The organism is Alcanivorax sp. (assembly GCF_017794965.1).
Lineage (GTDB): Bacteria > Pseudomonadota > Gammaproteobacteria > Pseudomonadales > Alcanivoracaceae > Alcanivorax.
The window spans coordinates 1,659,771-1,683,978 of record NZ_CP051240.1; the positions used below are offsets into that span (position 1 = coordinate 1,659,771).

General features: G+C 57.6%; 20 protein-coding genes and 4 tRNA genes. 15 read left to right on the top strand and 9 right to left on the bottom strand.

What is annotated here, in order from left to right; all coding sequences use genetic code 11:
* Window position 1 precedes the first annotated feature (1 nt).
* Window positions 2-949, bottom strand: coding sequence for a thioredoxin-disulfide reductase (gene trxB, locus HF945_RS07405; protein ID WP_290525106.1), 948 nt, complete (start codon window positions 947-949; stop codon window positions 2-4).
* 333 nt (window positions 950-1,282) lie between these two features.
* Between trxB and HF945_RS07410 the strand changes: the two genes are divergently transcribed.
* The 6 genes from HF945_RS07410 (at window position 1,283) to cysG (ending at window position 8,949) form a co-directional block, all read left to right on the top strand.
* Window positions 1,283-3,598 carry a DNA translocase FtsK 4TM domain-containing protein gene (locus HF945_RS07410; RefSeq protein WP_290525107.1) on the top strand — a complete coding sequence of 772 codons (2,316 nt, stop codon included), beginning with the start codon at window positions 1,283-1,285 and terminating at the stop codon, window positions 3,596-3,598.
* 21 nt (window positions 3,599-3,619) lie between these two features.
* Entirely contained in the window at window positions 3,620-4,228 is a 609-nt protein-coding gene (lolA, locus tag HF945_RS07415) for an outer membrane lipoprotein chaperone LolA (protein ID WP_290525108.1), read from the top strand.
* Window positions 4,228-5,574: a replication-associated recombination protein A gene (locus tag HF945_RS07420; RefSeq protein WP_290525109.1), complete on the top strand. Its 1,347-nt coding sequence runs from the start codon at window positions 4,228-4,230 to the stop codon at window positions 5,572-5,574. Before lolA ends, HF945_RS07420 begins: the two co-directional genes overlap by 1 nt.
* On the top strand, window positions 5,567-5,959 hold the full coding sequence (locus HF945_RS07425; RefSeq protein WP_290525110.1) for a CrcB family protein: 393 nt from the start codon (window positions 5,567-5,569) through the stop codon (window positions 5,957-5,959). The genes HF945_RS07420 and HF945_RS07425 overlap by 8 nt, the downstream gene beginning before the upstream one ends.
* A gap of 192 nt (window positions 5,960-6,151) precedes the next feature.
* Complete coding sequence (gene serS, locus HF945_RS07430; RefSeq protein WP_290525111.1) at window positions 6,152-7,444, top strand: serine--tRNA ligase; 1,293 nt, start codon at window positions 6,152-6,154, stop codon at window positions 7,442-7,444.
* 122 nt (window positions 7,445-7,566) lie between these two features.
* Entirely contained in the window at window positions 7,567-8,949 is a 1,383-nt protein-coding gene (cysG, locus tag HF945_RS07435) for a siroheme synthase CysG (RefSeq protein ID WP_290525112.1), read from the top strand.
* Window positions 8,950-9,526: 577 nt separating this feature from the next.
* Here the strand turns inward: cysG and HF945_RS07440 are convergent.
* The 5 genes from HF945_RS07440 to HF945_RS07460 are packed head-to-tail and all read right to left on the bottom strand — an operon-like array spanning window position 9,527 to window position 12,171.
* Complete coding sequence (locus tag HF945_RS07440) at window positions 9,527-10,516, bottom strand: glycosyl transferase family protein (RefSeq protein ID WP_290525113.1); 990 nt, start codon at window positions 10,514-10,516, stop codon at window positions 9,527-9,529.
* Window positions 10,517-10,558: 42 nt separating this feature from the next.
* Complete coding sequence (locus HF945_RS07445; protein ID WP_290525114.1) at window positions 10,559-10,813, bottom strand: hypothetical protein; 255 nt, start codon at window positions 10,811-10,813, stop codon at window positions 10,559-10,561.
* Window position 10,814: 1 nt separating this feature from the next.
* Window positions 10,815-11,123: a hypothetical protein gene (locus tag HF945_RS07450; protein WP_290525115.1), complete on the bottom strand. Its 309-nt coding sequence runs from the start codon at window positions 11,121-11,123 to the stop codon at window positions 10,815-10,817.
* Window positions 11,116-11,487, bottom strand: coding sequence for a DsrE family protein (locus tag HF945_RS07455; protein WP_290525116.1), 372 nt, complete (start codon window positions 11,485-11,487; stop codon window positions 11,116-11,118). The genes HF945_RS07450 and HF945_RS07455 overlap by 8 nt, the downstream gene beginning before the upstream one ends.
* The gene (locus tag HF945_RS07460; RefSeq protein WP_290525117.1) at window positions 11,488-12,171 is read right to left on the bottom strand and encodes a Bax inhibitor-1/YccA family protein; all 684 of its coding nucleotides are present in this window, start codon (window positions 12,169-12,171) and stop codon (window positions 11,488-11,490) included.
* A gap of 208 nt (window positions 12,172-12,379) precedes the next feature.
* Here HF945_RS07460 and HF945_RS07465 point away from each other — a divergent pair, with 208 nt between their 5' ends.
* Both HF945_RS07465 and HF945_RS07470 read left to right on the top strand, forming a co-directional pair.
* On the top strand, window positions 12,380-13,045 hold the full coding sequence (locus HF945_RS07465) for a hypothetical protein (RefSeq protein ID WP_290525118.1): 666 nt from the start codon (window positions 12,380-12,382) through the stop codon (window positions 13,043-13,045).
* A gap of 96 nt (window positions 13,046-13,141) precedes the next feature.
* Window positions 13,142-13,229: transfer RNA gene (locus HF945_RS07470), tRNA-Ser, on the top strand.
* Between the two features lie 198 nt (window positions 13,230-13,427).
* On the opposite strand, the gene HF945_RS07475 is transcribed toward HF945_RS07470, so the two are convergent.
* Genes HF945_RS07475 through HF945_RS07485 form a run of 3 tightly spaced genes read right to left on the bottom strand, consistent with a single transcriptional unit; the run spans window position 13,428 to window position 16,408 of the window.
* The gene (locus tag HF945_RS07475) at window positions 13,428-14,447 is read right to left on the bottom strand and encodes an ArsA family ATPase (RefSeq protein WP_290525119.1); all 1,020 of its coding nucleotides are present in this window, start codon (window positions 14,445-14,447) and stop codon (window positions 13,428-13,430) included.
* A 15-nt stretch (window positions 14,448-14,462) separates the two neighbouring features.
* Window positions 14,463-14,732 carry a cory-CC-star protein gene (locus HF945_RS07480; RefSeq protein ID WP_290525120.1) on the bottom strand — a complete coding sequence of 90 codons (270 nt, stop codon included), beginning with the start codon at window positions 14,730-14,732 and terminating at the stop codon, window positions 14,463-14,465.
* Window positions 14,732-16,408 (bottom strand): carbon starvation protein A, encoded by a 1,677-nt coding sequence (locus HF945_RS07485; protein ID WP_290525121.1) that lies wholly within the window; start codon window positions 16,406-16,408, stop codon window positions 14,732-14,734. The genes HF945_RS07480 and HF945_RS07485 overlap by 1 nt, the downstream gene beginning before the upstream one ends.
* 219 nt (window positions 16,409-16,627) lie before the next feature.
* Here HF945_RS07485 and uvrY point away from each other — a divergent pair, with 219 nt between their 5' ends.
* The 7 genes from uvrY (at window position 16,628) to HF945_RS07520 (ending at window position 24,197) form a co-directional block, all read left to right on the top strand.
* On the top strand, window positions 16,628-17,284 hold the full coding sequence (uvrY, locus tag HF945_RS07490; RefSeq protein WP_290525122.1) for a UvrY/SirA/GacA family response regulator transcription factor: 657 nt from the start codon (window positions 16,628-16,630) through the stop codon (window positions 17,282-17,284).
* Between the two features lie 69 nt (window positions 17,285-17,353).
* Window positions 17,354-19,177 (top strand): excinuclease ABC subunit UvrC, encoded by a 1,824-nt coding sequence (gene uvrC / locus HF945_RS07495; RefSeq protein ID WP_290525123.1) that lies wholly within the window; start codon window positions 17,354-17,356, stop codon window positions 19,175-19,177.
* Window positions 19,178-19,307: 130 nt separating this feature from the next.
* Window positions 19,308-19,913, top strand: coding sequence for a CDP-diacylglycerol--glycerol-3-phosphate 3-phosphatidyltransferase (gene pgsA / locus HF945_RS07500; protein ID WP_290525124.1), 606 nt, complete (start codon window positions 19,308-19,310; stop codon window positions 19,911-19,913).
* 114 nt (window positions 19,914-20,027) lie between these two features.
* Window positions 20,028-20,103, top strand: a tRNA-Gly gene (locus HF945_RS07505).
* Between the two features lie 53 nt (window positions 20,104-20,156).
* Window positions 20,157-20,230, top strand: a tRNA-Cys gene (locus tag HF945_RS07510).
* 22 nt (window positions 20,231-20,252) lie between these two features.
* Window positions 20,253-20,338 (top strand) — tRNA-Leu (locus tag HF945_RS07515).
* Window positions 20,339-20,522: 184 nt separating this feature from the next.
* Window positions 20,523-24,197: a response regulator gene (locus HF945_RS07520; protein WP_290525125.1), complete on the top strand. Its 3,675-nt coding sequence runs from the start codon at window positions 20,523-20,525 to the stop codon at window positions 24,195-24,197.
* Window positions 24,198-24,208 lie beyond the last annotated feature (11 nt).

Sequence of the window (24,208 nt, forward strand, 5' to 3'; positions counted from 1 at the left end):
ATCAGCCTTTCAGGTTGTCGAGATAGCGTTCGGCGTCCAGCGCGGCCATACACCCGGAACCGGCAGAGGTCACAGCCTGACGGTAGATGTGATCAGCCACATCACCGGCAGCGAAGACACCCTCAATGCTTGTCTGGGTGGCGTTGCCTTCGGTACCGCTGTTGATCTTGATATAGCCATCTTTCATGTTCAGCTGGCCTGCGAAGATATCGGTATTGGGCTTGTGGCCAATCGCAATGAACACACCCTGCAACTCGACATCCTTGCTCCCTTCTCCTTTGGTGGATGTAATGCGCATGCCGGTCACGCCGCTATCATCACCCAGTACTTCTTCCAGGGTGTGATCCCACTCTACCGAGATATTGTCCTTGGCGAGGAGCTTGTCCTGCAGGATCTTCTCTGCACGGAGGCTGTCGCGGCGGTGCACCAGGGTGACGTGTTCGGCGATGTGTGAGAGGTACAGAGCCTCTTCTACAGCGGTGTTACCGCCACCAATCACTGCCACGCGCTGGCCCTTGTAGAAGAAACCGTCACAGGTGGCACAGGCAGACACGCCCTTGCCCATGAAGGCTTCCTCAGACTCCAGACCCAGGTACATAGCAGAGGCACCCGTGGCGATGATCAGGGCATCGCAGGTATAGGTGCCGGAATCGCCCTTGAGGGTGAAGGGGCGGTTGTTGAGATCCACCTCGTTGATGTGGTCGTACACCATCTCGGTGTCAAAACGCTCAGCATGTTGCTGCATACGGACCATCAGATCCGGCCCCTGCAGGCCTTCCACGTCCCCCGGCCAGTTATCCACTTCGGTGGTGGTGGTGAGCTGGCCACCGGGCTGGATACCAGTGATGACCACGGGTTTGAGGTTGGCACGTGCTGCGTAAACGGCGGCGGTATAACCCGCTGGGCCGGAACCAAGGATAATCAGTCGGTGGTGCTGCACGTCGCTCATCAGGGACTCCAGAGTCAAGAAAGTGGTTGGCAGTGAAAACGTTCCACGGCTTAGATAGGGGCGAAAAACGCCTTTTCAAGGCGAGAGAAACTACAGTAAAAGCCGGCCTCCGTGAAGCCTGTCAGTGCCATAGCCTGTGCTTATCTCCATGCCATGGCAGGCAGTGTCAGGCCGCTATGGTGGTCCATAATCTGTGATATTCTTCCTGCGCTGTCCCAAAGGGGTCTTCCGACGCTGGCCGGCACCGTGCTGTTTGACTACAATCGCAATAATTTCAATTTGTTATCGTCACTTTTTGATAAAGTGTCTTGAACATCATTATAGGGGCAAGGCGTGAGCAAAACCGTAGCCGGGCAAGGAGAGTCCGGGTTTACCCGTCATCTCAAGCGCGGATTGGTAGAAGGCATGGTCATTACCCTGATCGCTTTCTCTGCATATCTGTTGCTGGCTCTGGTTACCTTTGACAGTAAGGATCCGGGTTGGACCTTCGTTGGCAACGTGAACGCCGTGCAGAATGCGGCCGGGCGCGCCGGTGCTTTCAGCGCTGACTTGCTGCTGAGCCTGTTCGGTTTCATGGCGTACCTGTTTCCGGTGCTCGTTGGCTTCTGGGCCGGCAAGGTGCTCAAGGAGCGGCATGCCGGACTGCCCAACAGCTGGCCCCTTTTCAGCCTGCGGCTGGTGGGCTTCATCCTGACCATGCTGGCAGGAACCGCGCTTTCCTATATGCATTTCACGGTTGGCGCGCATCTGCCTGAGGGGGCGGGTGGTATTCTTGGCCATGGCATGGGGCAGGCCGCACTGGACGGCTTCAACCCGCTGGGCGGTACCTTGATCATGGTGGCCCTGTTTCTGATCGGGGTGACCATTTTTACCGATCTTTCCTGGATTGCGCTGGCAGAGGGGCTGGGTGGCCTGGTCCTGGCTGCCGTCGAGAAGGTGCCGGCCTGGTGGCGGGCCAGGAAGGAAAAGCGTGAGGCGCAGAAACAGAAGAAAGAAGCGCATGAGAAGCGCGCCAAGGTCATCAGTGAAGCAAAGAAGAAAGCGGAAACCCGCAAACCGGTGAAAATCGCCGAGCCCGCCAAGCCCGTTGAAAAAAGCGTACGGGTGCAGAAGGAAAAGCAGCAGAAACTGTTCACCACGGAAGTTACCGGCGAGCTGCCACCCATCGGGTTGCTGGATCAGGTCGAAGAATCCAAGGGCGGTTATTCGGAAGAGGCCCTGGAAGGCATGTCCCGACTTCTGGAGATCAAGCTCAAGGACTTCAATATCGAGGCAGAAGTGGTGGCGGTCCAGCCCGGTCCGGTGATCACCCGTTTCGAGATCCAGCCGGCGCCCGGCATCAAGGTTTCCAAGATCACCAACCTGGCCAAGGATCTTGCCCGTTCATTGGCGGTGATCAGTGTGCGTGTGGTGGAAGTGATTCCCGGCAAGACCACAGTGGGCATCGAAATTCCCAACGAACAGCGTGAAATGATTCGCTTTACCGAAGTGGTCGGCACGCAGATGTTCGACCAGTCCCCGTCACCGCTGACCATGGCGCTGGGCAAGGATATTTCCGGTAATCCCGTGATGGCGGATCTGGCCAAGATGCCCCACCTGCTGGTTGCCGGTACTACCGGTTCCGGTAAGTCCGTGGGCGTGAACGCCATGCTGCTGTCCATGTTGTTCAAATCCAACCCGGAAGATGTGCGCCTGATCCTCATCGATCCCAAGATGCTGGAACTGGCCGTCTATGACGGCATCCCCCACCTGCTGACCCCGGTGGTTACCGACATGAAGGAAGCGGCGGGTGCATTACGCTGGGGGGTAGGGGAGATGGAGCGTCGCTACCGCCTGATGGCCGCCATGGGGGTGCGTAACATCTCTGGCTACAACCGCAAGGTAGACGATGCCAAAAAGAAGGGCGAGCCATTGAAGGACCCTCTCTGGAAACCGGAAGACCCCATGAATCTGGAGGAAGAGGCGCCCCTGGCCGAGCATCTTCCCTATATCGTTATCGTGATTGATGAATTTGCCGACATGATGATGATCGTCGGCAAGAAGGTGGAAGAGCTGATTGCCCGGATTGCCCAGAAAGCAAGGGCTGCCGGGATTCACCTGATTCTGGCAACCCAGCGTCCTTCTGTGGATGTGATCACCGGCCTGATCAAGGCTAATGTGCCGTCGCGTATCGGCTTCCAGGTATCGTCCAAGATTGATTCCCGTACGGTGCTGGATCAGGGCGGCGCAGAACAGCTGCTGGGCCATGGCGACATGCTTTATTTGCCGGGCGGCACCAGTGTTCCGGAACGAGTCCACGGCGCCTTTGTCTCAGATGAAGAGGTGCACCGGGTTTGTGACGATTGGCGCAAGCGCGGCGAGCCGAATTATCTTGAAGAGATTCTCGATGGTGGAGCCGACCTCAGTGCTCCGATGCCAGGCATGGAAAGTGCTGGCGGCGGGGACGACGAAAACGATCCGCTCTACGATGAAGCGGTGGCCTATGTGACGCAATCCCGTCGCGCCTCCATTTCATCGGTACAGCGAAAACTGAAAATCGGCTACAACCGTGCCGCCAGAATGGTGGAAGCCATGGAGATGGCGGGTGTAGTGACCGAAGCGGGGAATAACGGCCAGCGTGAGGTGATTGCGCCTCCGCCGGTGGAATAAGCCCCGTAACAAGGAGTATCGATGCGTAAGTTGTTGATGGCTGCATTATTGGCCCCCTCCATGGTGTGGGCGGGGGCCACGGACGAACTACTGTCTCGTCTGCAGAAACTGGAATCGCTAAAGGGTGACTTCGAGCAGATGGTGCTCGACAAGGGTGGCACCCACATGCAACAGGCAGAGGGCACTTTTCAGGTGGCCCGTGGCAACCGTTTCTATTGGTCCACCACCAGCCCGTTTGCCCAGTTGGCTGTGTCTGATGGTGTCACGGTTTGGGTCTACGATGAGGATTTGGAACAGGTCGTCATTCGCCCTCTGAGCCAGGATCTGGGTGAAACGCCGGCGCTGTTGTTCAGTGGCAAGCCGTCCGATGTGGCTGCCGCCTTTACCATTGTGGAACAGGACCGCAATGGGGCGGAGGTGACCTATCGCCTGACCCCGCGGGGCGACGATCCGCTGTTCGACCAACTGGATGTGAGTTTCCAGGGAGATCTGCCCCTGTCCATGCGACTGCAGGATGCCCTGGGCCAGAAAACCATTATCGATTTTCGTGACTTGACCCTCAACAAGGGGATTGATGCTGCGCTGTTCCGGTTTGAACCGCCGGAAGGGACAGACATTATCCAGCAGTAATGAACGATCTGTTTGCCGCCGACAATGCCCAGCAAGCGCAGCCTCTGGCTGCGCGCCTGCGTCCTGCCAGTCTGGATGACTATGTCGGGCAGCAGCACCTTGTCGGCCCGGGCAAACCCTTGCGACAGGCTCTGGAGCGCGGCCAACTGCACTCCATGATTCTCTGGGGCCCACCGGGCACCGGCAAGACTACCCTGGCGCTGATTCTTGCCCAGGCGGTGGATGCCGCCTTTGTTACTCTCTCTGCCGTACTGTCCGGGGTAAAGGATATTCGCTCGGAAGTGGAGCAGGCGCAGATCCGACTTGCCCAGGGCCGCCGCACCGTCCTGTTCGTTGACGAAGTCCACCGTTTCAACAAGTCCCAGCAGGATGCTTTTCTGCCCCATGTTGAAGACGGCACCATCACCTTTATTGGCGCTACCACCGAGAATCCGTCCTTTGAACTTAACAACGCCCTGTTGTCACGGGCGCGGGTCTACCGGTTGCGTTCGCTGGCCGCGGAGGATCTCTCGGGGCTGCTTGCCCGGGCTCTCAAGGAGCCGCGCCTGAATGGCATGACGGTTCAGGAGGACGCAGCAGAGCTGTTACTGAATTACGCCGATGGGGATGCCCGCCGATTGCTGAACATGCTGGAAGTGGCGGCGGATCTGGCAGAAGGGGATTCCCCGGAAATCGATGCGGAGCTGATGCGCGAGGTACTGCGTGATGCGGTGCGGCGCTTCGACAAGGGCGGAGACCTGTTCTACGACCAGATCAGTGCCTTGCACAAATCCGTCAGAGGTTCGGACCCGGATGCGGCGTTGTACTGGTTCGCCCGCATGCTTGATGGCGGTTGCGATCCTCTTTACCTGGCGCGGCGGGTAGTGCGCATGGCCAGCGAGGATATTGGTAATGCCGACCCGCGAGCCTTGACGCTGTGCCTGCAAGCCTGGGATGTACAGGAGCGGCTGGGTAGTCCGGAAGGAGAGCTGGCCATCGCCCAGGCGATTGCCTATCTGGCCGTGGCACCCAAGAGCAATGCGGTCTACATGGCCTATAATCGAGCTCGTGCGCTGGTGAGGGAAAAACCCACCAATGAGGTGCCGCTTCATCTGCGTAATGCGCCTACCCAGCTAATGAAAGACGAAGGGTACGGGGCCGAGTATCATTACGCTCACGATTTCCCCGATGCATTCGTGGATGGTGAGAATTATTTTCCCGCCAGCCTGCGCGAGACCCGGCTCTACGAGCCCGTAAAGCGGGGGTTGGAGATCAAGGTGGCCGACAAGCTGGCGCGTTTGCGCCAGCGTAACGCCGACAGTGACTGGCACCGCTATCCATCGGCAGGGGGAGAGAGCGATGACTGAAGCAAGTCTGCTTCCCTGGCTTGCCGTGGCGGGCGGTGGAGCGCTGGGAGCCTGTCTGCGTTTTGGCACCACCTTGTGGCTGGGGGTGCCGACCATGCCGTCCTGGCCCTGGGCGACCTTCTCGGTGAATCTGCTGGGCAGTTTCCTGTTTGGGCTGCTCACGGTAGCGCTGGCGACCATGACCCAGAGCGAAACCTTGCGCCTTGCCATCATGACCGGCATGCTCGGCGCGCTGACCACCTTCTCTACCTTCTCCTTCGAGCTGGTGAGGATGGTAGAAGTCAAAGCACTGGGGCTGGCCGCGGGCTATGCGATAACGTCAGTGCTGGCCTGTCTGACTCTTGCGGGAGCCGGGCTGATGCTGGGACGGCTGATTTTTGAATAGTTAGAGAGAGTTGAAAGTTTAAAGTTAAAAGTTGAAACGCGATCTGGGATGGTTGTGTGCTTTACCGCCTCCGCCCGCGCGAAAATGTTATTTCGCGGGCAGGGCAATTCAAAACGGGAATCCTCCCCCGCGCTTTTGAACTTTAAACTTTAAACTTTCAACTCGCCTTTTTGATTTTGGAGTAAGTAAGACATGCTGGATATTCGTGCCCTGCGTCAGGATGGCGAGGCGATTAAGGCGGCATTGGCCAAACGTGGTTACGAACTGGACCTGGAGGCCTTTGCGGCGCTGGATGCCAAGCGCAAGCAGGCAGATGTCCGCTCCCAGGATCTGCAGGCTGAGCGCAAGAAGGCGTCCAAGCAGATTGGCCAGTTGATCCAGTCCGGCATGAATGTGGATGAGGCCAAGGCCCAGGTGGCGGAAACCCTGAAGACCCTTGATGCCGAGCTGGATCAGGAAGTCGCCAATGCCAAGGCTATCCATGATGAGATCACCGAATTTCTCATGGGGGTCCCTAACGTTCCCCAGGACGCGGTACCGGAAGGTGCTGACGAAGAGGATAACGTGGAAGTCAGCACCTGGGGCGAGCCCAAGACCTTCGACTTCGAACCCAGTGATCATGTGGATGTGGGTGAAGGGCTGGCCAGTGGTGCTCTGGATTTCGAGAACGCCGCCAAGCTGTCTGGCGCCCGTTTCGCAGTCATGAGCGGTGGTGTGGCTCGTCTTCATCGAGCGCTGGTGGATTTCATGCTTGATATCCATAGCAGCGAGCATGGCTATGAAGAGGTTTATGTTCCTTATCTGGTCGGACCGGAAGCCTTGCGTGGCACCGGTCAGCTTCCCAAGTTCGCGGAAGATCTGTTCAAGATGGAAGGTGAGCGCGAGCTCTACCTGATTCCCACTGCCGAAGTGCCGGTCACCAACCTGGTGGCCAACGAGATCCTGGAGGCAGAAAGCCTGCCCCGTCGCTTCACCTGCCACACCCCCTGTTTCCGTTCCGAAGCGGGTAGCCATGGCAAGGACACCCGCGGCCTGATCCGTCAGCACCAGTTCGAAAAGGTAGAGCTGGTTCAGATGGTGCGTCCGCAAGACTCCGATGAAGCGCTGGAGCAGCTCACCGGCCACGCTGAGGCCATTCTCCAGAAGCTGGTACTGCCTTACCGCAAGGTCATCCTGTGCGGCGGCGACCTGGGCTTCTCTTCCACCAAAACCTATGATCTGGAAGTGTGGTTGCCCAGCCAGAAGAAATACCGCGAAATCTCCTCCTGCTCCAATTTCCGGGACTATCAGGCGCGCCGTATGCAGGCTCGCTGGCGTAACCCGGAAACCGGCAAACCGGAATTGGTACATACCTTGAATGGGTCTGGTCTTGCAGTAGGGCGTACACTGGTAGCCATTCTTGAGAATTACCAGAATGCGGATGGCTCTGTCACAGTGCCGGAAGCATTGCGTCCTTATATGAGAGGTCTGGACACCCTGAAGTAGGCCCTTTTCTGCGCAACAGTCCAACTGCCGGCGTTCCGGCAGGAAGCTAAGCCTTTTGGCACTGCTGCTGTTCGCGTCAGGCTTGGGGCATCAGGCATCCAGCGATCACCCGGGGAGCAGTCATGGAATTCCTACCCATCAGTTGGCGACTGCAGGGCAAACAGGCTCTGTTAGTCGGCGGCGGTGAAGTGGCCTTGCGCAAAGGTCGTCTTTTGCACCGATCAGGTGCGTTATTGCGTGTTGTTGCTCCTGATGTGTGCGCCGAGCTGCGCCACATTGTGGCAGAAGGGACAGGGCAGCTTGTTGAGCGCAGCTTTGAAGCGGCGGATCTGGCAGGGGCAGCCATGGTGGTCTGTGCTACCGATGATTCAGCCCTCAACGCACGGATCGCCGAACTGGCCACACAGCAAAATATTCCTGTGAATGTGGTGGATAACCCCGCGCTGGGCGATTTTATCTTTCCCGCGATTGTGGATCGTTCGCCCGTTCTGATCAGTATCAGCTCCTCTGGCGCCTCACCGGTGCTGGCGCGAAAGCTGCGTAGCCAGATTGAATCCAGCTTGCCGGCCCGCTGGGGTCGCCTGGCTGATCTGATGGCCAAATTCCGTCAACCGCTCAAGCAGAAACTGGATAACGTGGGGGCCCGGCGCCTGTTCTGGGAGCAGACTCTGGACAGCCCTGTTGTGGAAAAGGTGTTGGCAGGCAAGGACAGTGAAGCAGAGTCCATGCTTGCAGAGGCTATTGCCAGCGCCGACAGTGAGCAGCTCAGTCAGGGTGAGGTGTATTTGGTGGGAGCCGGGCCCGGTGATCCGGATCTGCTCACCTTCCGAGCCTTGCGCTTGTTGCAGAAGGCGGATGTGGTGCTTTACGACCGTCTGGTAGGGAAGGGGATCGTGGATCTGGCCCGCCGTGATGCGGAACTGGTCTATGTGGGCAAGGCCCGCGACAAGCACGCCTTGCCCCAGGACAACATCAACGAGCTGTTGGTCCACTACGCAAAACAGGGCAAGAAAGTTTGCCGACTGAAAGGCGGAGACCCGTTTATTTTTGGACGTGGCGGGGAAGAGATCGACCTGATTGTCCAGCAAGGCATCAATTTCCAGGTGGTTCCCGGCATTACCGCGGCAAGCGGCTGTGCTGCCTACGGCGGTATTCCGCTGACGCACCGTGATCACGCCCAGTCTGTGCGCTTTGTTACCGGCCACCGTAAGGATGGCACGGTGACACTGGACTGGGAGCATCTGGTCAGTGAAACCGAGACGGTGGTGTTTTACATGGGGCTGGTGGGGCTACGGCAGATCTGCCAGCAGCTCATGGCCCATGGTCGCAAGGGGGATACCCCCATCGCACTGGTATCTCGGGGCACCACGAACCTTCAGGAAGTCATCACCGGCACACTGGACAGCCTGCCTGACGAAATCGAAGGGCGCGAGATCCATGCGCCGACCCTGATCATCGTTGGCAGCGTTGTCAGTTTGCATCCCAAGTTTGAATGGTTCAGATAGAGCAATTAACAGTTAATAATTAATAGTTAATAGCTAAAATCAAAAACGGGTAGTCACCGTAGTGGGGAAATGCCGAAGGCATCGCCACTGCTGCCCTGGATTTTTAGGCCCGTCTTTGGGGCAGGCCTACCTTCCCCTGTGGGGGCTTGCTTGCAAGCGAATTCGGCCCTTGCGAACAGGTCTTCGCCTGCAAGCTGACGCCAGCCCAGTAAGAAACTACACAAGTTGGGTGCGGCATCGGAAAATTGGCTTGTCGCCAATTCATGTCTTCATATCACAAAAGGCCGTGCCGGAATGTCAGCCCGCAGAGCCCAGTCAAGCAGATACAAACTGTAGGACATCAGTGAAGGCATCTCCGCTTTTTTGTGGCTCATCGCGCAATTGTGGGAAGTTGCTTCTACGGCATGGGTCGTGCTGCGAGCCATTCCCTTAAATCCGCGATGAACCTTTTTTGTGGGGCAGGGAGAACAGAGCAGGAAGACGCCGACGATAGTCTGGTCGCGGCCTTTTGCTTGCAGGGCGTGATGACGCATTCCGCGCCGTTATTAATTATTCATTATTAACTGTTCATTGCTCTCTACAGGCGCGCCGTATCCCGGTCCTGCCACAACGCTTTCGCCTGTTCCCGCGCTTCTTCCAGTGAAGCCGCCTTGTCCAGGCCCCAGAGTGCGACCGCTACGGTCTGGATGACGGCGTTTTCCCCATACTCATCCTGCTGTTCGCCTCGCCAAACGTGCTTGAGGGTGTCCGCATCAGGGGTGCCCGGCGGGGTGGCGCGGGGCATGAGATTATCCACTACCGCGCCTTCGAGGGGCTCGCCGTGACGAATCCCCATGATGCTGGTGCGGGCGTCAGGGCGAACCTCCAGCTCGCCCCCTTCGCCCTTGAACAGCAACAAATCCTGATCGCCACACAGTTCAGCGGCCCCCTGGTGCAGGGCGATGTAGGCCGGGTGGAACACGCTCTGCATGGATAGTGGCGCGCGGGCAGGATTGAGGCTGCGTGCCAGCGTATTGATCGGGGATCGCAGCCCCAGGTAATAACGGAGTGTGAGCAAGTCAGAAAGCGGGGCGCAGAACTGGTCGATGGGCAGGTAAGCCAGGCCCTGCTGTTCCAGGTGCTCTGCGGCTTCGCTGACACCGGTGGCCACCTTGAGACCAAGTTCGGCCAGCAGCGTATCCGTATAAACACGATGCGGGGTGTGTGCCGGACCGCCATGCAGCAAGGTGCGGATACCCATTCCTGCAAGAAGCACGGTTGCCAGCAGATACCAGGGATGATGTTTCTTCTTTCCGGCGTAACTTGGCCAGTCCAGATGCACCTTGGGAAAGTCTTTCAGGGCGTCATCACACTGCTTTCGGCATGCGTCCAGGAAGCCGGCCAACTCCTCCGGGGTTTCTTCCTTGACCCGCAAAAGCATAAGAAAGGCGCCAAGCTGTACCTCTTCCACCTTGCCATCCAGAATCAGCTGCATGGCATTTCGGGCTTCTTCCCGGGTCAGGCTGCGACGGGCTCGTTTTCCGCGTCCCAGTGTGCGCACGTATTCAGCAAAAACATGTTCGGTCATGGGTAAGATCTCTACCGGTCTTCCGGGTTGCGTGTTACGTAGCTAATACCAGCTGGTAGAGGGGCCATGTGTAGCCACCAGATCCAGAAGTGTTGAATGATCAATTGTCTCGAGATGGCTGGTTGGCACCTGAATGTGCGGGTGCTCCAGCAGGTAGGCTTGGCCATCCAGCGGCAGTGTGGATGCAAGCAGCAGGCCAGCATCCGTGAACACACAGATGTCTTCAGGCTGGTAAAGTGTGAAGAAATTATCGATGCCGTCCTGGTCGCCGGGCTTGAGTCCGATCAGATGAAGCATTTCAGAACACCAGTACCTGTTGGCTTTCGTGGCGCAGGCTTCGCAAGGCGTCCGCACTCAGGATTTCCAGCTGCAAATGCTCCTGAGCCATGCCTTCTTGGCTGCCCGCTACGCAACGAACACCGAAATCCGCCAGCTGTGAAAGGCTGTCGTTGACTGGTAAAGCGGACAGGACGCTCAGGCAGCCATCGGTAAGCCACAGGGTAGTGGGGAGGCCGAAAGCCGCTCCGGTCATGAGCATATCCAGCATTTCCTGGAACCGGTCACTGAGCGGGGCGTTGGCCGTGGCGATGAAGAATTGACTAGCCAAACTGTAGCACCCGTTCCGCATTGATCATGGCATCTGCCCATTGGCCAAGCCCGACCAGGCTGAATCCTTTAGCCAGAGTACTGCCGTGCTCGCCATCCATGATGCCGCGGCGTTGAGCTGCGCCCACGCAAACCTCTGCCGCAATACCGTTCTGCTGGACCCACTGCTGCCATTGCTGGGCGGTAGTGGCATTCTCGGCATCACCGCGCCAGGCATGACGATTGGCTAGCTGGACAGCGTCAGAATACAAGAAGAGGCGGTAGAGCTGATGGTCGGGGTGAGTATGGAGTGCCTTGACGGTGTTAAGTGCAGTCATTGCGGCGGGGGAATCCGCCGCCGCATTGACCAGAACCGCAAACTGCATTTAGTCGTTGCCGTTCAGTGCAGTGAGCAGGTTAAGCAGGGACAGGAACAGGTTGTAAAGAGACACAAACAGGGTCACGGTGGCGAGGATATAGTTGGTTTCACCGCCGTGAATGATGGCGCTGGTCTGCCACATGATCAACAGGGAGGACAGCATCACAAAGGCAGCGGAAACCGCCAGGTTGAGTGCCGGAATTTCCAGAAAGATATTGGCCAGGCTGGCAACGAACGCCACAAGGATGCCAATCATGATGAAATTGGTCATGAAGCTGAAGTCCTTGCGGGTCACCAGGGCGATGGCAGACATGGCCACAAAGATGAACGCAGTCCCGCCAAGTGCGGTGGTCACAATCTCCATGCCGCCGGGGACTTGGGCGTACATGTTAATGATTGGGCCTGTGGTGAAGCCCAGCCAACCTGTCAGGCCGAATACAGCCAGAATGCCCCAGGCGCTGTTACGCAGCATGTTGGTCGCCACCAGCAGGCCGATGTACACACCCAGGGTCAGGAAGACGTTGATGAAGCCGATGTTGTTGGCCATGGCAAACCAGGACGCACCGGTGGCCACGATCAGGGACAGCCCCAGCAGCATGTAGGTGTTCTTCAGTACCTGGGCTGCGCGCTCCCCGGTCACGGCCATACCGTGCTGCTGGGGGCTGGAATAGGGGTTGGTCTGGTTGTTCATAGTCTCGATCATCCTTTTGAATGGTACCTGTGATGATAAGGGCGCCCGCGCCAAAATCAAGGGAAACCGGTACAGCTAAGCCCCTGTTTTTCTAGGGGTAATGCTTTTGTTTGGTGGAACACCAAAATTAATGCTTTGTGACCCGAATCTCGGGACTGGAAACGGATATTTAATACTATATTCGTAGTCTTGAGGGGGCTAAATCACAATGACAACATTATCCATCGCTCCACGTGAGGAGCAGATAGAGCTGCAGGGGGTCTCCGGGACGCTGGACCCGGCACAATTTGTGGCCATTCCTGAAGAGGGCGACCGCAAGGTCGAATTCGTCTTTGCCCCTGGGCGTGGCGGGGCCTGCAGCCTGACCCTGTTTAATCATCGCTATGTGGAATACCGGCGGTCCGGCCGCAGGGGGCGCTGTGCAGTGTTTAATTTGGCCTTTGTTGATCCCCAGCCAGTCCATGACGTGAACCGGGCAGCCGTGCAGTGGTGTCTATGCATATTGGGGGTGATTGCAGTAGTTGCCGGAGCGGCCTACGGGATGTGGCCGGCTGCCGTTGCTGGAGCGGGGTTGGCAGTGGTATTCGCTGTGATAGCGCGTGGCCAACAGCACAATCGCTGGACCTATTACAGTCGTCACGGACGCATTGCCCTGTTCGAGCTGAATCAGACCCGGTCAGATGAAGACCGGTTGCAGAAGCTCATCGGCATTCTGGCCAGGCGTAGTCAACTGGCCTGGGGAAGCCTCCCTCCTGGGAAGGAAAGGCTGGCCGTCGAAGTGGCAGAGCATCGCCGCCTGATGGACAGTGCGACCATCAGCCAGGCACGTTATGAGCGCGCCAAGCGCAGAATATTCGGCCGCTACAAAGGTTGAACGGGGCCCGGTGATCAAGATTCCAGCAGTTATTGAACATCGGTACGTCGGGTCGTTGACTGGCCAACGTGCTCATGTATTATTGCTGGCCTGTCAGGAGGGGTGGCAGAGTGGCCGAATGCACCGGTCTTGAAAACCGGCGACGGGAGACCGTCCGTGGGTTCAAATCCCACCCCCTCCGCCATACAAAAAGCCCGCGCTCATTGAGCGCGGGTTTTTTTTGGCCGCTCTGCGGCCGCAGCATGCATCCCGCATCACGCATCACGCTAAAAGATGAAAGGCGTTGTTCACCACAGAGAGCACAGAGTTCACTGAGAAACCCCGCTTTCCTCGGTGCACTCTGTGCTCTCTGTGGTGAAACTGTTTTTGATCCTGCTTTAGCTTATGGCTGGGACAGCATTTTCGAGAATAGCCTGATCGCCGCCATCCCCTGAACATCATCTTCCTGCAAAGGGATCCTCAGGGTGTGAAAGCTGCTGAACAGGGTGTTGATTTCGTCAAGATGACGTTGTTGGGTTTTCAGTCGGGCGGCGAAGAAGGCGCCGTCTACGTGGTCGGGGAGTACCCGGTTGAGAATGATGCCCGAAACCGGAATGCCGGACTCCGTAAGGCTGTCCACGGCGCGGCGGGTTTCCAGTATGGGCAGTTTTTCCGGGGTCATCACAAACAGGAATCCGGTCTTGTCCGCATCGGATAACTGACGCCGGGCGCGATGGAACAGGCGCTGGCGCGCCAGCAGCGTATCGGCAATCTGCTGGCTTCTCGGATCCAGATCCTGGTTGGCATGTGTCGCTGGGTCTTGCAGGGGGCTGTCCAGATCCTTGCCGGGGCTGAGATGGTCCAGCACTTTGCCCAGTTGCTGTGCCTTGTGATTGTGCTTGAGCAGCCCGCTGGTCCAGGCGGCCATGACTTCCGGCAGGCTCAGTAGCCGCAGGGTATGGCCCGTGGGGGCAGTGTCGAAGATGACCAGGTCGTATTCCCGGGTTTCCTGATCAATTATCTGTGACAGCCGTTCCAGCAGGGCAGCTTCCTGGGCACCGGGTGACTGCCGGCTGAGCCTGAGCTGCTTCTCCAGTTCACGAAACTGGTCCGGACCGGCAAACCGCCGCATTTGGCTGCTTACCTTGTCCAGATAACGTTCCACTTCCTCATCAGGATCCAGCTCCATGGCATAGAGATTGGATTCCATGCAGCGCACCCGGTTACCAATGGAGCAACCGAAGGCATCACCAAGGCTGTGGGCGGGATCCGTTGAAACAAGCAGCACCTTACGGTCCATCTGCGCAGCGCGGCAGGCAATGGCGGCAGAAGTGGTGGTCTTGCCCACGCCGCCCTTGCCGCCCACCATCAACAGACGGTGGTTCTGTATCAGAGCATCGATATCAAGGGTGAGGGCGTTCATCGGCAGTATGGCCTGTTAACAGCAGCGGAAATGGTCAAGTGGCGAGCGTTCCATGCACATGCGGGTATGCCACTCATGGAACCGGTCCATGAGCAGCGGCTGTAATTCCAGCGTGCTCCATGCCGCCGGGTTGGGGATACCCATCATTTCCGAAAACACCAACAGCATGAACAGGTCTTCCTCGTCTCGCCGGGCACGGGCAATGGCCGCACGATAGGGCGCATTGTAGTACTGGGTGCCCAGCTCATTGAGCCGGCGCAACGCGCCCAGGATACGCCCGGCCATCAACCTTGCTCCGCTGGTTCCTGGCTGAAGGCTTTCCTGAGGGCAGCAGCACACTCCAGGGTAACCAGAAGGGCCGCTACCAGCACCACCAGATCCAGCCCCAGCAGGAACCAGTCCTGCTTGTCATAGAAGCTCTTGAGCTGAATCAGCAGCGCCAGCAGGGTCATTACAAGCAGGAAAACCAGTGGGCCCAGTGTATAAATGGCAGGGCGGCCACGGCGTACCAGCATGATGGTTATGACCAGCAGGGTAAGCCCGGCCAGCAGTTGGTTGGTGGTGCCAAATAATGGCCAGATCAGCAGGCCGCCGCTGCCATCGGCGCCGCCGGCACCGAAAGCCAGCAAAAGACAGGTGGCCACAGAAAGCAAGGTGGCGGGGAGCGGTCGGGTCAGCCATTTCTGCTGATAGATCTCGCCCCATTCCTGGAAAATATAGCGCTGCAGGCGCAGCCCGGTGTCCATGGTGGTCCCGGCGAACAGGGCAGCCATCACCGTGAGCAGGGTGGCTGCAACGCCTGCATCCATGCCCATACCGCCGGCAAGGATGGCCGCACCGCCATCCACAAAAGCGGTCAGGCTGCCCTGACCGAAAGCGGTGTAGACCGCCTGCCAGTCCGCCAGAGTGGCGAAACCGGCGGTGGCTGCAATGATGGCCGCCAGCGCCAGTGACCCTTCGCCCACCGCGCCGAAATAACCCACAAAGCGGGCATCGGTTTCCTGGTTAAGCTGTTTGGAGCTGGTGCCGGACGCGACCAGGCCATGAAAGCCGGAAATGGCACCGCAGGCGATGGTCACGAAGAGCAGAGGGAGCAGTGAGGGCGTGCCAGCCGGCACATCCACATTGATCATGGGGGCGACCACGGTGGGGTTGCCAATCAGCACGGCGCCATAAAGCAGAATCAGGCCCACGAACAGCTGCAGGCCGTTGATGTAGTCGCGGGGTTGAAGCAGTACCCAGACGGGCAGCAGGGAGGCAATGGCCGCGTAGGCGAATAACAGCAAAATCCAACTGGCACTGGCAGACAGCCCCATCACCTGATCAGGCAGTGCCACAGGTACCTGCGGACCGATGTAAATCAGGGAATAGAGGGCAAGCACCCCCACGACAGAAACCACACCCAGCCCGATGATTCGCCGATAGATAAGCTGACCGATTATCAGCGCCACAGCGATGGCTCCCCACACCGGCACTACAGCACCCGGGTTATTGATCAGCAAGTTCGCAATGACCACCCCGAACACGGCATTGACCATGAGCAAGACCAGGAATATCACGATCATGAAGATGGTGCGTGCGCGATGCCCCACGACTTCGCCAGTCAGGGCACCCACCGATTTTGCCCGGTTGCGGACGCTGGCCCAGAGGGCGCCACTGTCATGAACGCCGGCAAAAAAGATGGTGCCGAGCACGACCCAAACGAACGCCGGCAGCCAGCCCCAGATGACCGCGATGGCGGGTCCCACAATCGGAGCGGCCCCTGCTACGGAGGTAAAATGGTGCCCCCAGAGCACATACCGGTTTGTTGGCACAAAGTCCACGCCATCTTCATATTCGTGGGCTGGAGTTCGGAAATTTGGGTCAAGGCGGAAGATGCGATCGGCGATGAACCGGGAGTAGAATAGGTATCCGGCGGCCATGCCACCCAGCCCCAGCAGGAGCAAAACGATTGCGCTCATGGATGTTGCCCTTGGGTCGTTTCCTGTTTGGCTTTACGCTAAAGGATTAGTGTCTCACGCTTGAATCGCTGGTCAACGCGACCTAAGGCTAATATACAGTTTGCCGTGGTGATGACGATCAATGTTTACCGAAAATGTGCTATGAAACATTAAGGGTAATGCGTATGGTTGCCGCTTCTTTATGCATGGCGGGTAAAGGATCTACCCGGAGGTAAAAGAATGATCAAAGTACTGGTGGTGGATGACCATGATCTGGTCAGAACCGGCATCGCAAGGATGCTGGATGAAGTCGATGGCATCAGGGTGGTCGGCAAGGCCTGTTCCGGAGAAGAGGCGATACAGCTGACCCGGGACATGTCCCCGGATGTGGTCTTGATGGACATTAAAATGCCTGGCATTGGTGGATTGGAAGCCACCCGTAAATTGCTGCGAGTCGATGATGCACTGCGAGTGATCGCCGTGACCATGTGTGAGGAAGAGCCGTTCCCGTCCCGCCTGATGAAAGCCGGCGCTGCAGGCTACATGACCAAGGGCGCAGGCCTGGAAGAGATGGTCCGCGCCATCAAGATTGTGACCACTGGCCAGCGATACATCAGCCCCGAAATTGCCCAGGCCATGGCGCTCAAACCCTATGTGGGGGAAGAGGCCAATCAGCTGGACATGCTCTCCGAGAGGGAGTTGCAGATCATGATGATGATCGTCAACTGCCATAAGGTTCAGGATGTGGCTGACAAGTTGTGTCTTTCACCCAAAACCGTGAACACCTATCGATACCGGATCTTCGACAAGCTGGGGGTTTCCAGTGATGTGGAGATGGCTCTGCTGGCCGTTAGGCATGGCATGCTGGATGCGGTTGATCAACCGCTGCCGGGCTAGGCATGAGCGCCGGGTAAGGACGGTCTCTTTCGGCGCTGCTATAATGGGCGTAACACTGGAGACACCGAATTGCCTGAGTTTGACCACAAGCACTTTTTGGACCATTGCGCCCGTAAACCCGGCGTCTATCGCATGCTCAATGCGGACGGTGATGTGCTCTATGTGGGCAAGGCACGCAATCTTCAGGCCCGTCTGAGCAGTTACTTCCAGAAAAACGTTTCTAGCGTGAAGACCCGCGCCATGGTCGCCCGCATCGCAAACGTCCAGACCACGGTAACCAGCAGTGAGGCTGAGGCCTTGTTGCTGGAGCAATCCCTGATCAAGTCGCTTCGCCCGCCCTACAATATCCTGCTGCGCGACGACAAGAGCTACCCTTATATCCGTATCACCACCAGGGACACCTTCCCGCGTATTACCTTTCACCGGGGCACCCGCCGCAAGGGCAGTCATTACTTCGGGCCCTATCCTGGCGGCGGAGCCGTGCGCGAAGCTATTTCTCTGGTGGAGAAGGTCTTCCAGGTGCGCAATTGTAGCGACAGTTACTTTCGTAACCGGACCCGTCCCTGTCTTCAGCATCAAATCCAGCGCTGCACTGCACCCTGTGTGGGGCTGGTGTCAGAACAGGATTATGCCCAGCAAGTGAAGCTGGCCATGGATTTTCTCGATGGCAGAAGCCGGGATGTGGTTGAGCATCTCAGTGGCAAAATGGAGGAGGCGTCCCGCAATCTGGAATTTGAGGAAGCGGCCATACTGCGCGACAAACTGGCGGCTATCCAGTCGGTACAACAGAAACAATATGCCGAGACCGGACAGGGCGACTTGGATGTGGTCGCGGTAGAAGGGCGCCATGGTCTGGCAGTGGTAGATGTGTTGATGATTCGGGGAGGCCGGATTCTCGGTCACCGTACTTTCCGGCCCGATACTCGTGGTGAGGAAGATCCAGGCGAGATTCTCGAGGCCTTTGTGGGGCAATACTATCTCGGCGACCGTGAGGATCCGGTAGACCCGCCTGAAATTCTTCTCAGTCACGAGATCGGGGGCAGTGAGCCCTTGCAGCAGGCCCTGACGGAGAAGTGGAAGAAGAAGGTGAGAGTGGCCTGGCGGGTACGTGGAAACCGCGCCGCCTGGGTCACCATGGCGCAAACCAACGCCAGCCAGTCTCTGGCCACTGAGCTGGCGGCACGTGAACATATGGAAAAGCGCTTTGTGGCGCTGGAATCCATGCTGGAAAGCGACACCCCAGTCCGCTGGATCGAATGTTTCGATATCAGTCACACCCAGGGTGAGAAAGCCGTGGCGTCGTGCGTGGTATTCGACCAACAGGGGGCCCGCAAGCCGGATTACCGGCATTTCAACGTGACGCCAGCCAAAGCGGGTGATGACTATGCCGCCCTGGAAGAAGCCATACGCCGGCGCTATCAACGGGTATTGAACGAGGAGGGCAGGCTCCCGGATCTTCTGTTGATTGACGGTGGCAAAGGGCAGTTGCAAAGAGGCTGGGAGGTGATGGGAGAGCTTGGCCTGCAGGGGCGAATGCAAGTGATGGGTATCGGCAAGGGGCCCAGCCGGCGCCCGGGCTTCGAAGTGCTGTATCTTCCGGATGGCCGCGAGATTACCCCGGGACCGGCGCATTCAGCTTTGCATCTGTTGCAGCAGGTACGTGATGAGGCGCATCGCTTTGCGCTTACAGGACACCGTGCACGGCGAGGCAAGGCCCGCAAGACTTCCTCACTGGACGAGATTCCGGGTATTGGTCCAAAGCGGCGCAAGGCACTGTTGACCCACTTCGGTGGCCTCAAGCAACTCAAGAACGCCTCAGCAGCTGAACTGGCACGCGTTCCGGGCATCAATGCACAGATGGCAGAAACGCTCTACGACTGGTTTCATGAATAGTGCAGGGGCTGTACTTCCCGGGTTTCAGAGCGCCATTCTCTTCAATTTGTCAGGCTCCGGGCAAATTCGCCCATGAGTCCGGGCCTCATTTTCGCTATACTGGCCGCTTAACCAATGAGCGGTAGGCGTTATGCAGAAGAATCACCCGGTACTCAATTTGCCCAACATTCTTACCCTGATCCGGGTAGTGGCAATCCCTGTACTGGTGCTGGTTTTTTATCTGCCATTCAAGTGGAGTGACATGGTGGCTGCCGGTTTGTTTCTCGCCGCAGGTATCACCGATTGGCTCGACGGCTACCTGGCGCGCAAGCTGAATCAGACCAGTCCTTTTGGGGCCTTTCTCGACCCCGTTGCTGACAAACTGATTGTCGGTGTGGCATTGGTGGTATTGGTCCAGGTGCATGCCACCGCCTGGCTTGCTGTCCCTGCCATGGTGATCGTGTCCCGGGAAATCACGGTATCCGCCCTGCGGGAATGGATGGCGGAGCTGGGGCAGCGGGCAAAAGTGGCGGTGAGCCAGCTGGGCAAGATCAAGACGGTCACCCAGATGACCGCCATCACCTTGCTGCTGGCGCAGAAGCCCGAGTTTGATGCCCTGGGTGATATCATGATGACGCCATGGCTCTGGCTCAGTTATGGATTGCTTTACCTGGCGACGGCGCTCACGTTGTGGTCAATGATGTCGTATCTGCGTGCAGCGGCCCCCCAATTGCTCAAAAGTCAGTCAAAGTCCTGAAATATCAGAAAAAATGCTTTGCTGCGGGTTGACACCCAGAGGGTGATGAGTAGAATTCTTTCCCGCAACGAAGCACACTGACCACATAGTGGTGGTAACGCTTCTGGCAACAATGCGGGAATAGCTCAGTTGGTAGAGCACGACCTTGCCAAGGTCGGGGTCGCGAGTTCGAATCTCGTTTCCCGCTCCAGATTCAAAAAAAACCTCGGTTCAACCGAGGTTTTTTCTTGTAAGCAGTTTAAAGGCGCGGTGGCAGAGTGGTTATGCAGCGGACTGCAACTCCGTGTACGCCGGTTCGATTCCGACCCGCGCCTCCAATTACCGACCCGCACGGTCACCGCCCGGGTGGCGAAATTGGTAGACGCAACGGACTTAAAATCCGTTGACCTTTGGTCGTGCGGGTTCAAGTCCCGCCCCGGGCACCATCAGTTTCCCCCCCTTTCATCGCTCCCTTGTCATCAAAGATCAGTAAAATCAACAGGATGGTAAATCCTGTTAAGGCTGTTTATTGCCGTTCTGTGCGCCTTTCTGTTAGCCTCACACTTTAGTCTTAGTCCGTTTCAGCGGACATCAGAACAACAAGGCCGGCAAGGCTAGAGGGACATCAGAATGAACTGGTTTCAGAACCTCTCTGTCAGGTTGAAGATCCTGTCAGTGGCGGGGCTCGGTATTGCGCTTTTCGTGGTCTATGCAGCCTACAGCTACTACATCGCTGAAACGAATATTGATCACCTTGAACGCATCGAAGACCAGGACTTGCCTGTCCTGGAGCTGGTCAATGCCAATAATGTGGACTTTATCGCCATTGGAGAGTCGTTCATTGCGGCCATTACCCAGGCAGACCCCGACTTGCTCCAGGAGGCCCTTGACCGCGCCGACAAGTTCAGTGACCGACTGGAAGACATCCGTCGCACTGACCCGCAATTGTCCGCCGCAGTGGGTGAGCTAAAACAGAATTTTGAAGATTACATCGACGCGGCCAACAGTCTTGCCCGTGGGCTGATCAACGAAACCGCTGCCGATGAAGACCTGTATCAGCGCATTACCCATGTGCGGGAGCTGCAGAACAGCTATGAACAGGCCCAGAAGTCATTCGAGAATCAGCGCTACGAAGCCTTCCGGGAGACCCTCAACACGAGTCGCAGTGACAACCAGGGCACGCAAAAGATTGGTTTGTTCCTGGGATTGGTCGCGTTTTCAGCGCTTGCGCTAATTGCGCTACGTGTGACGCGAGCCATCACCCTGCCGCTGGAAGGGGCGGTCACCGCCGCAGACAACATTGCTGACGGCAAATGGGACACCCCCATCGAGTCCTCCGCCCGTGACGAAACCGGCAAGTTGCTGTTTGCCATTCGCAAGATGCGCGATGCGCTGGTGAAACGCCATCAGGAGGATCGCCGCCAGGAAACGGTCAAGAATCACCTGGCCGAACTCAACAGCCGCATGCGTGGCGACATGAACTACGAACAGCTGGGCAACAACATGCTCAGCTTCCTTGTGCCGGTACTGGACGCCCAGGTTGGGGCCTTCTACAGCTTCAATCCGGACACCCAGCGTCTTGCCCTGAGTAGCTCCTACGCCATGCAGCGTCGCAAACATCTGGGCAACGACTTTGGCCTGGGGGAATCTCTGGTCGGCCAGTGTGCGCTGGAGCGCAAGACCATTCTTCTTGAGCAAGTGCCTGAAGGCTATATCAGCATCAGCTCCGGTACAGGGGCCGGCGAGGCGCGCAATGTGGTGGTCATGCCAATCATCCACGAGGACGAACTAAAAGGAGTGCTGGAGATCGGCGCTTTCCGGCAGTTTGGCGATGAGGACCTGGCGTTCCTTGATCAGTGTTCTGAAGTGATTGCCATCTCCGTGAGTAGCGCCCTCAGCCGTATGCGTCTTGCCGAAATGCTTGAGCAGACCCGTGAACAGGCGCTGGAGCTCGAAAAGCAGAAAGAGGAAATGGCCCAGGTCAATAACGACCTGGAAGAACAAGCCATGGAGCTCTCGGCATCTGAATCCCGACTTCAGCAACAACAGGAAGAGCTCAAGGCAATCAATGAAGAGCTCGAGTCCCAGACACAGGCGCTGCGGGCCTCAGAGGAAAGCCTGCAGGCGCAGCAGGAAGAGCTGCGGGTTACCAATGAAGAATTGGAGGCACAGGCCCGCTTGCTCACCGAGCAGAAATCCGAGATGGCCCAGAAAAACGACGAGCTGGAGCTTCTCCATCATGAACTGGAGGACAAGATCCGCGAGCTGGAGCTGTCCTCCAAATACAAGTCAGAGTTCCTCTCTACCATGAGTCACGAGCTGCGGACGCCGCTCAATTCCATTCTTATCCTTTCCAATGCGCTGGGGCAGAACAAGAAGGGCAATCTGGAAGACAAGCAGGTCGAGCATGCTCAGGTGATTCATTCAGCCGGTTCGGATCTGCTCAGCCTGATCAACGATATCCTCGACATTTCCAAGATCGAGGAAGGCAAGATGGATGTGGTTATCGACGATTTGTCGCCGATGGAGCTGGGCGATCATTTCCGTCGACATTTCGCCCATGTGGCAGAAAACCGTGGGCTGGACTTCCACGTCAATGTGGGCGAAGACGTCCCTGCGCATTTCTACACCGACCGTCAGCGCCTGGAGCAGATCATCAAGAATCTGCTTTCCAATGCCCTGAAGTTTACCGACCAGGGCTCGGTCACCCTCAGCATCGTGCGGCCTGAGAGTAGCGATCCATTGCCTCGCCATCTCACCGCCGACAAGACGGTAAAATTGGCGGTTACCGATACAGGTGCCGGGATCCCCGCTGAAAAGCAGAAGCTGATCTTCGAAGCCTTCCAGCAGGCAGACGGCACTACCAGCCGCAAGTACGGCGGGACCGGCCTGGGACTGACCATTTCCCGGGAGCTTGCCCGTCTGCTCGGGGGCGAGATCGGCCTGCACAGTGATGGCGAAGGGCAGGGGGCCACGTTCTTCCTGTACCTGCCTGAAGGTAGCCCGGATGCCGTTGAAGTCGTCGAGCAGGATGGCAACGATGATGGTGACATCGGCATCAACGCCGAGGCACATACTGCCGCCATGGTGCCCGAGCAGGCCGGCGATGACGACTTCGTGGTCCGCGAAAAGACTGTGCTGATCGTGGAAGACGATGAAGAGTTTGGCGGCGTGCTAATGGAGCTGGCCGCGGACTACGGGCTTGAGGGGCATATCTGTCACGATGGCGAAGCAGGGCTGGAATACGCCAGCCATTACCGCCCCAGTGCCATCATCCTTGATATCGGCCTGCCCGGAATCGATGGCTGGGAAGTGATGGAAAAACTCAAGGCGGACCCGCGCACCAAGGATATTCCGGTTCACTTCCTGTCTGGCCGGGATGAGCGCAAGAAAGCGCTGGATCTCGGCGCTCTTGATCTGCTTACCAAACCGGTCAATCAACAGGATATCCTGGCGGCGTTTGCCAAGATTGAGGGGGCTATCGAGACCAATGTTCGACGTTTGCTGGTGGTGGAAGACAGTGAAATCCAGCACGAGAGCATCCGTGAGCTATTCGACCAGAAAGGCGTGGAAATCACCGCCGCCACCAGTGGCCAGGAAGCCCTGGAGGCACTGCGTGGCACGGTCTTCGATTGCATGATTCTTGATCTGACCCTGCCGGATATGAGTGGTTTCGAACTGCTTGAAGTGATCAACACCAGTGATGATTACGACAGCGTTCCAGTGGTGATCTACACGGGCAAGGATCTGACTCGGGACGAGGAAGCGAAACTGCGCAAGTACGCGGACCGCATCATTCTCAAGACCGAGCGCTCCCACGAGCGACTGTTGAACGAAGCTTCCCTGTTTCTGCACTGGCTGGAATCCACCCTGCCGGGCACTCGCACTGCGGCCCCCAAGGATGCGTCCATCGAGCACCGGGATGACATTTTCGAAGGCAAGCAGCTACTGCTGGTGGACGATGACATGCGCAACATTTATGCCTTGTCCGCACAACTGGAAGAACTGGGCTTCGAAATCACCATTGCCAATAACGGCAAGGAAGCGCTTTCCGCGCTGGATGAGAACCCGGCCATGGACATTGTCCTCATGGATATCATGATGCCCGAGATGGATGGTTATGAAGCCATGGGCTTAATACGCGAGCAAAGCCGGTTCAAGAAACTCCCCATGCTTGCCCTGACCGCCAAGGCCATGAAGGATGACAGAGCCAAGTGCATAGAAGCAGGCGCCAATGATTACTGCTCCAAACCCATTGATATGGCAAAGCTGACATCGCTGCTGCGCGTCTGGCTGCACAAATAAGAACCCGGAGA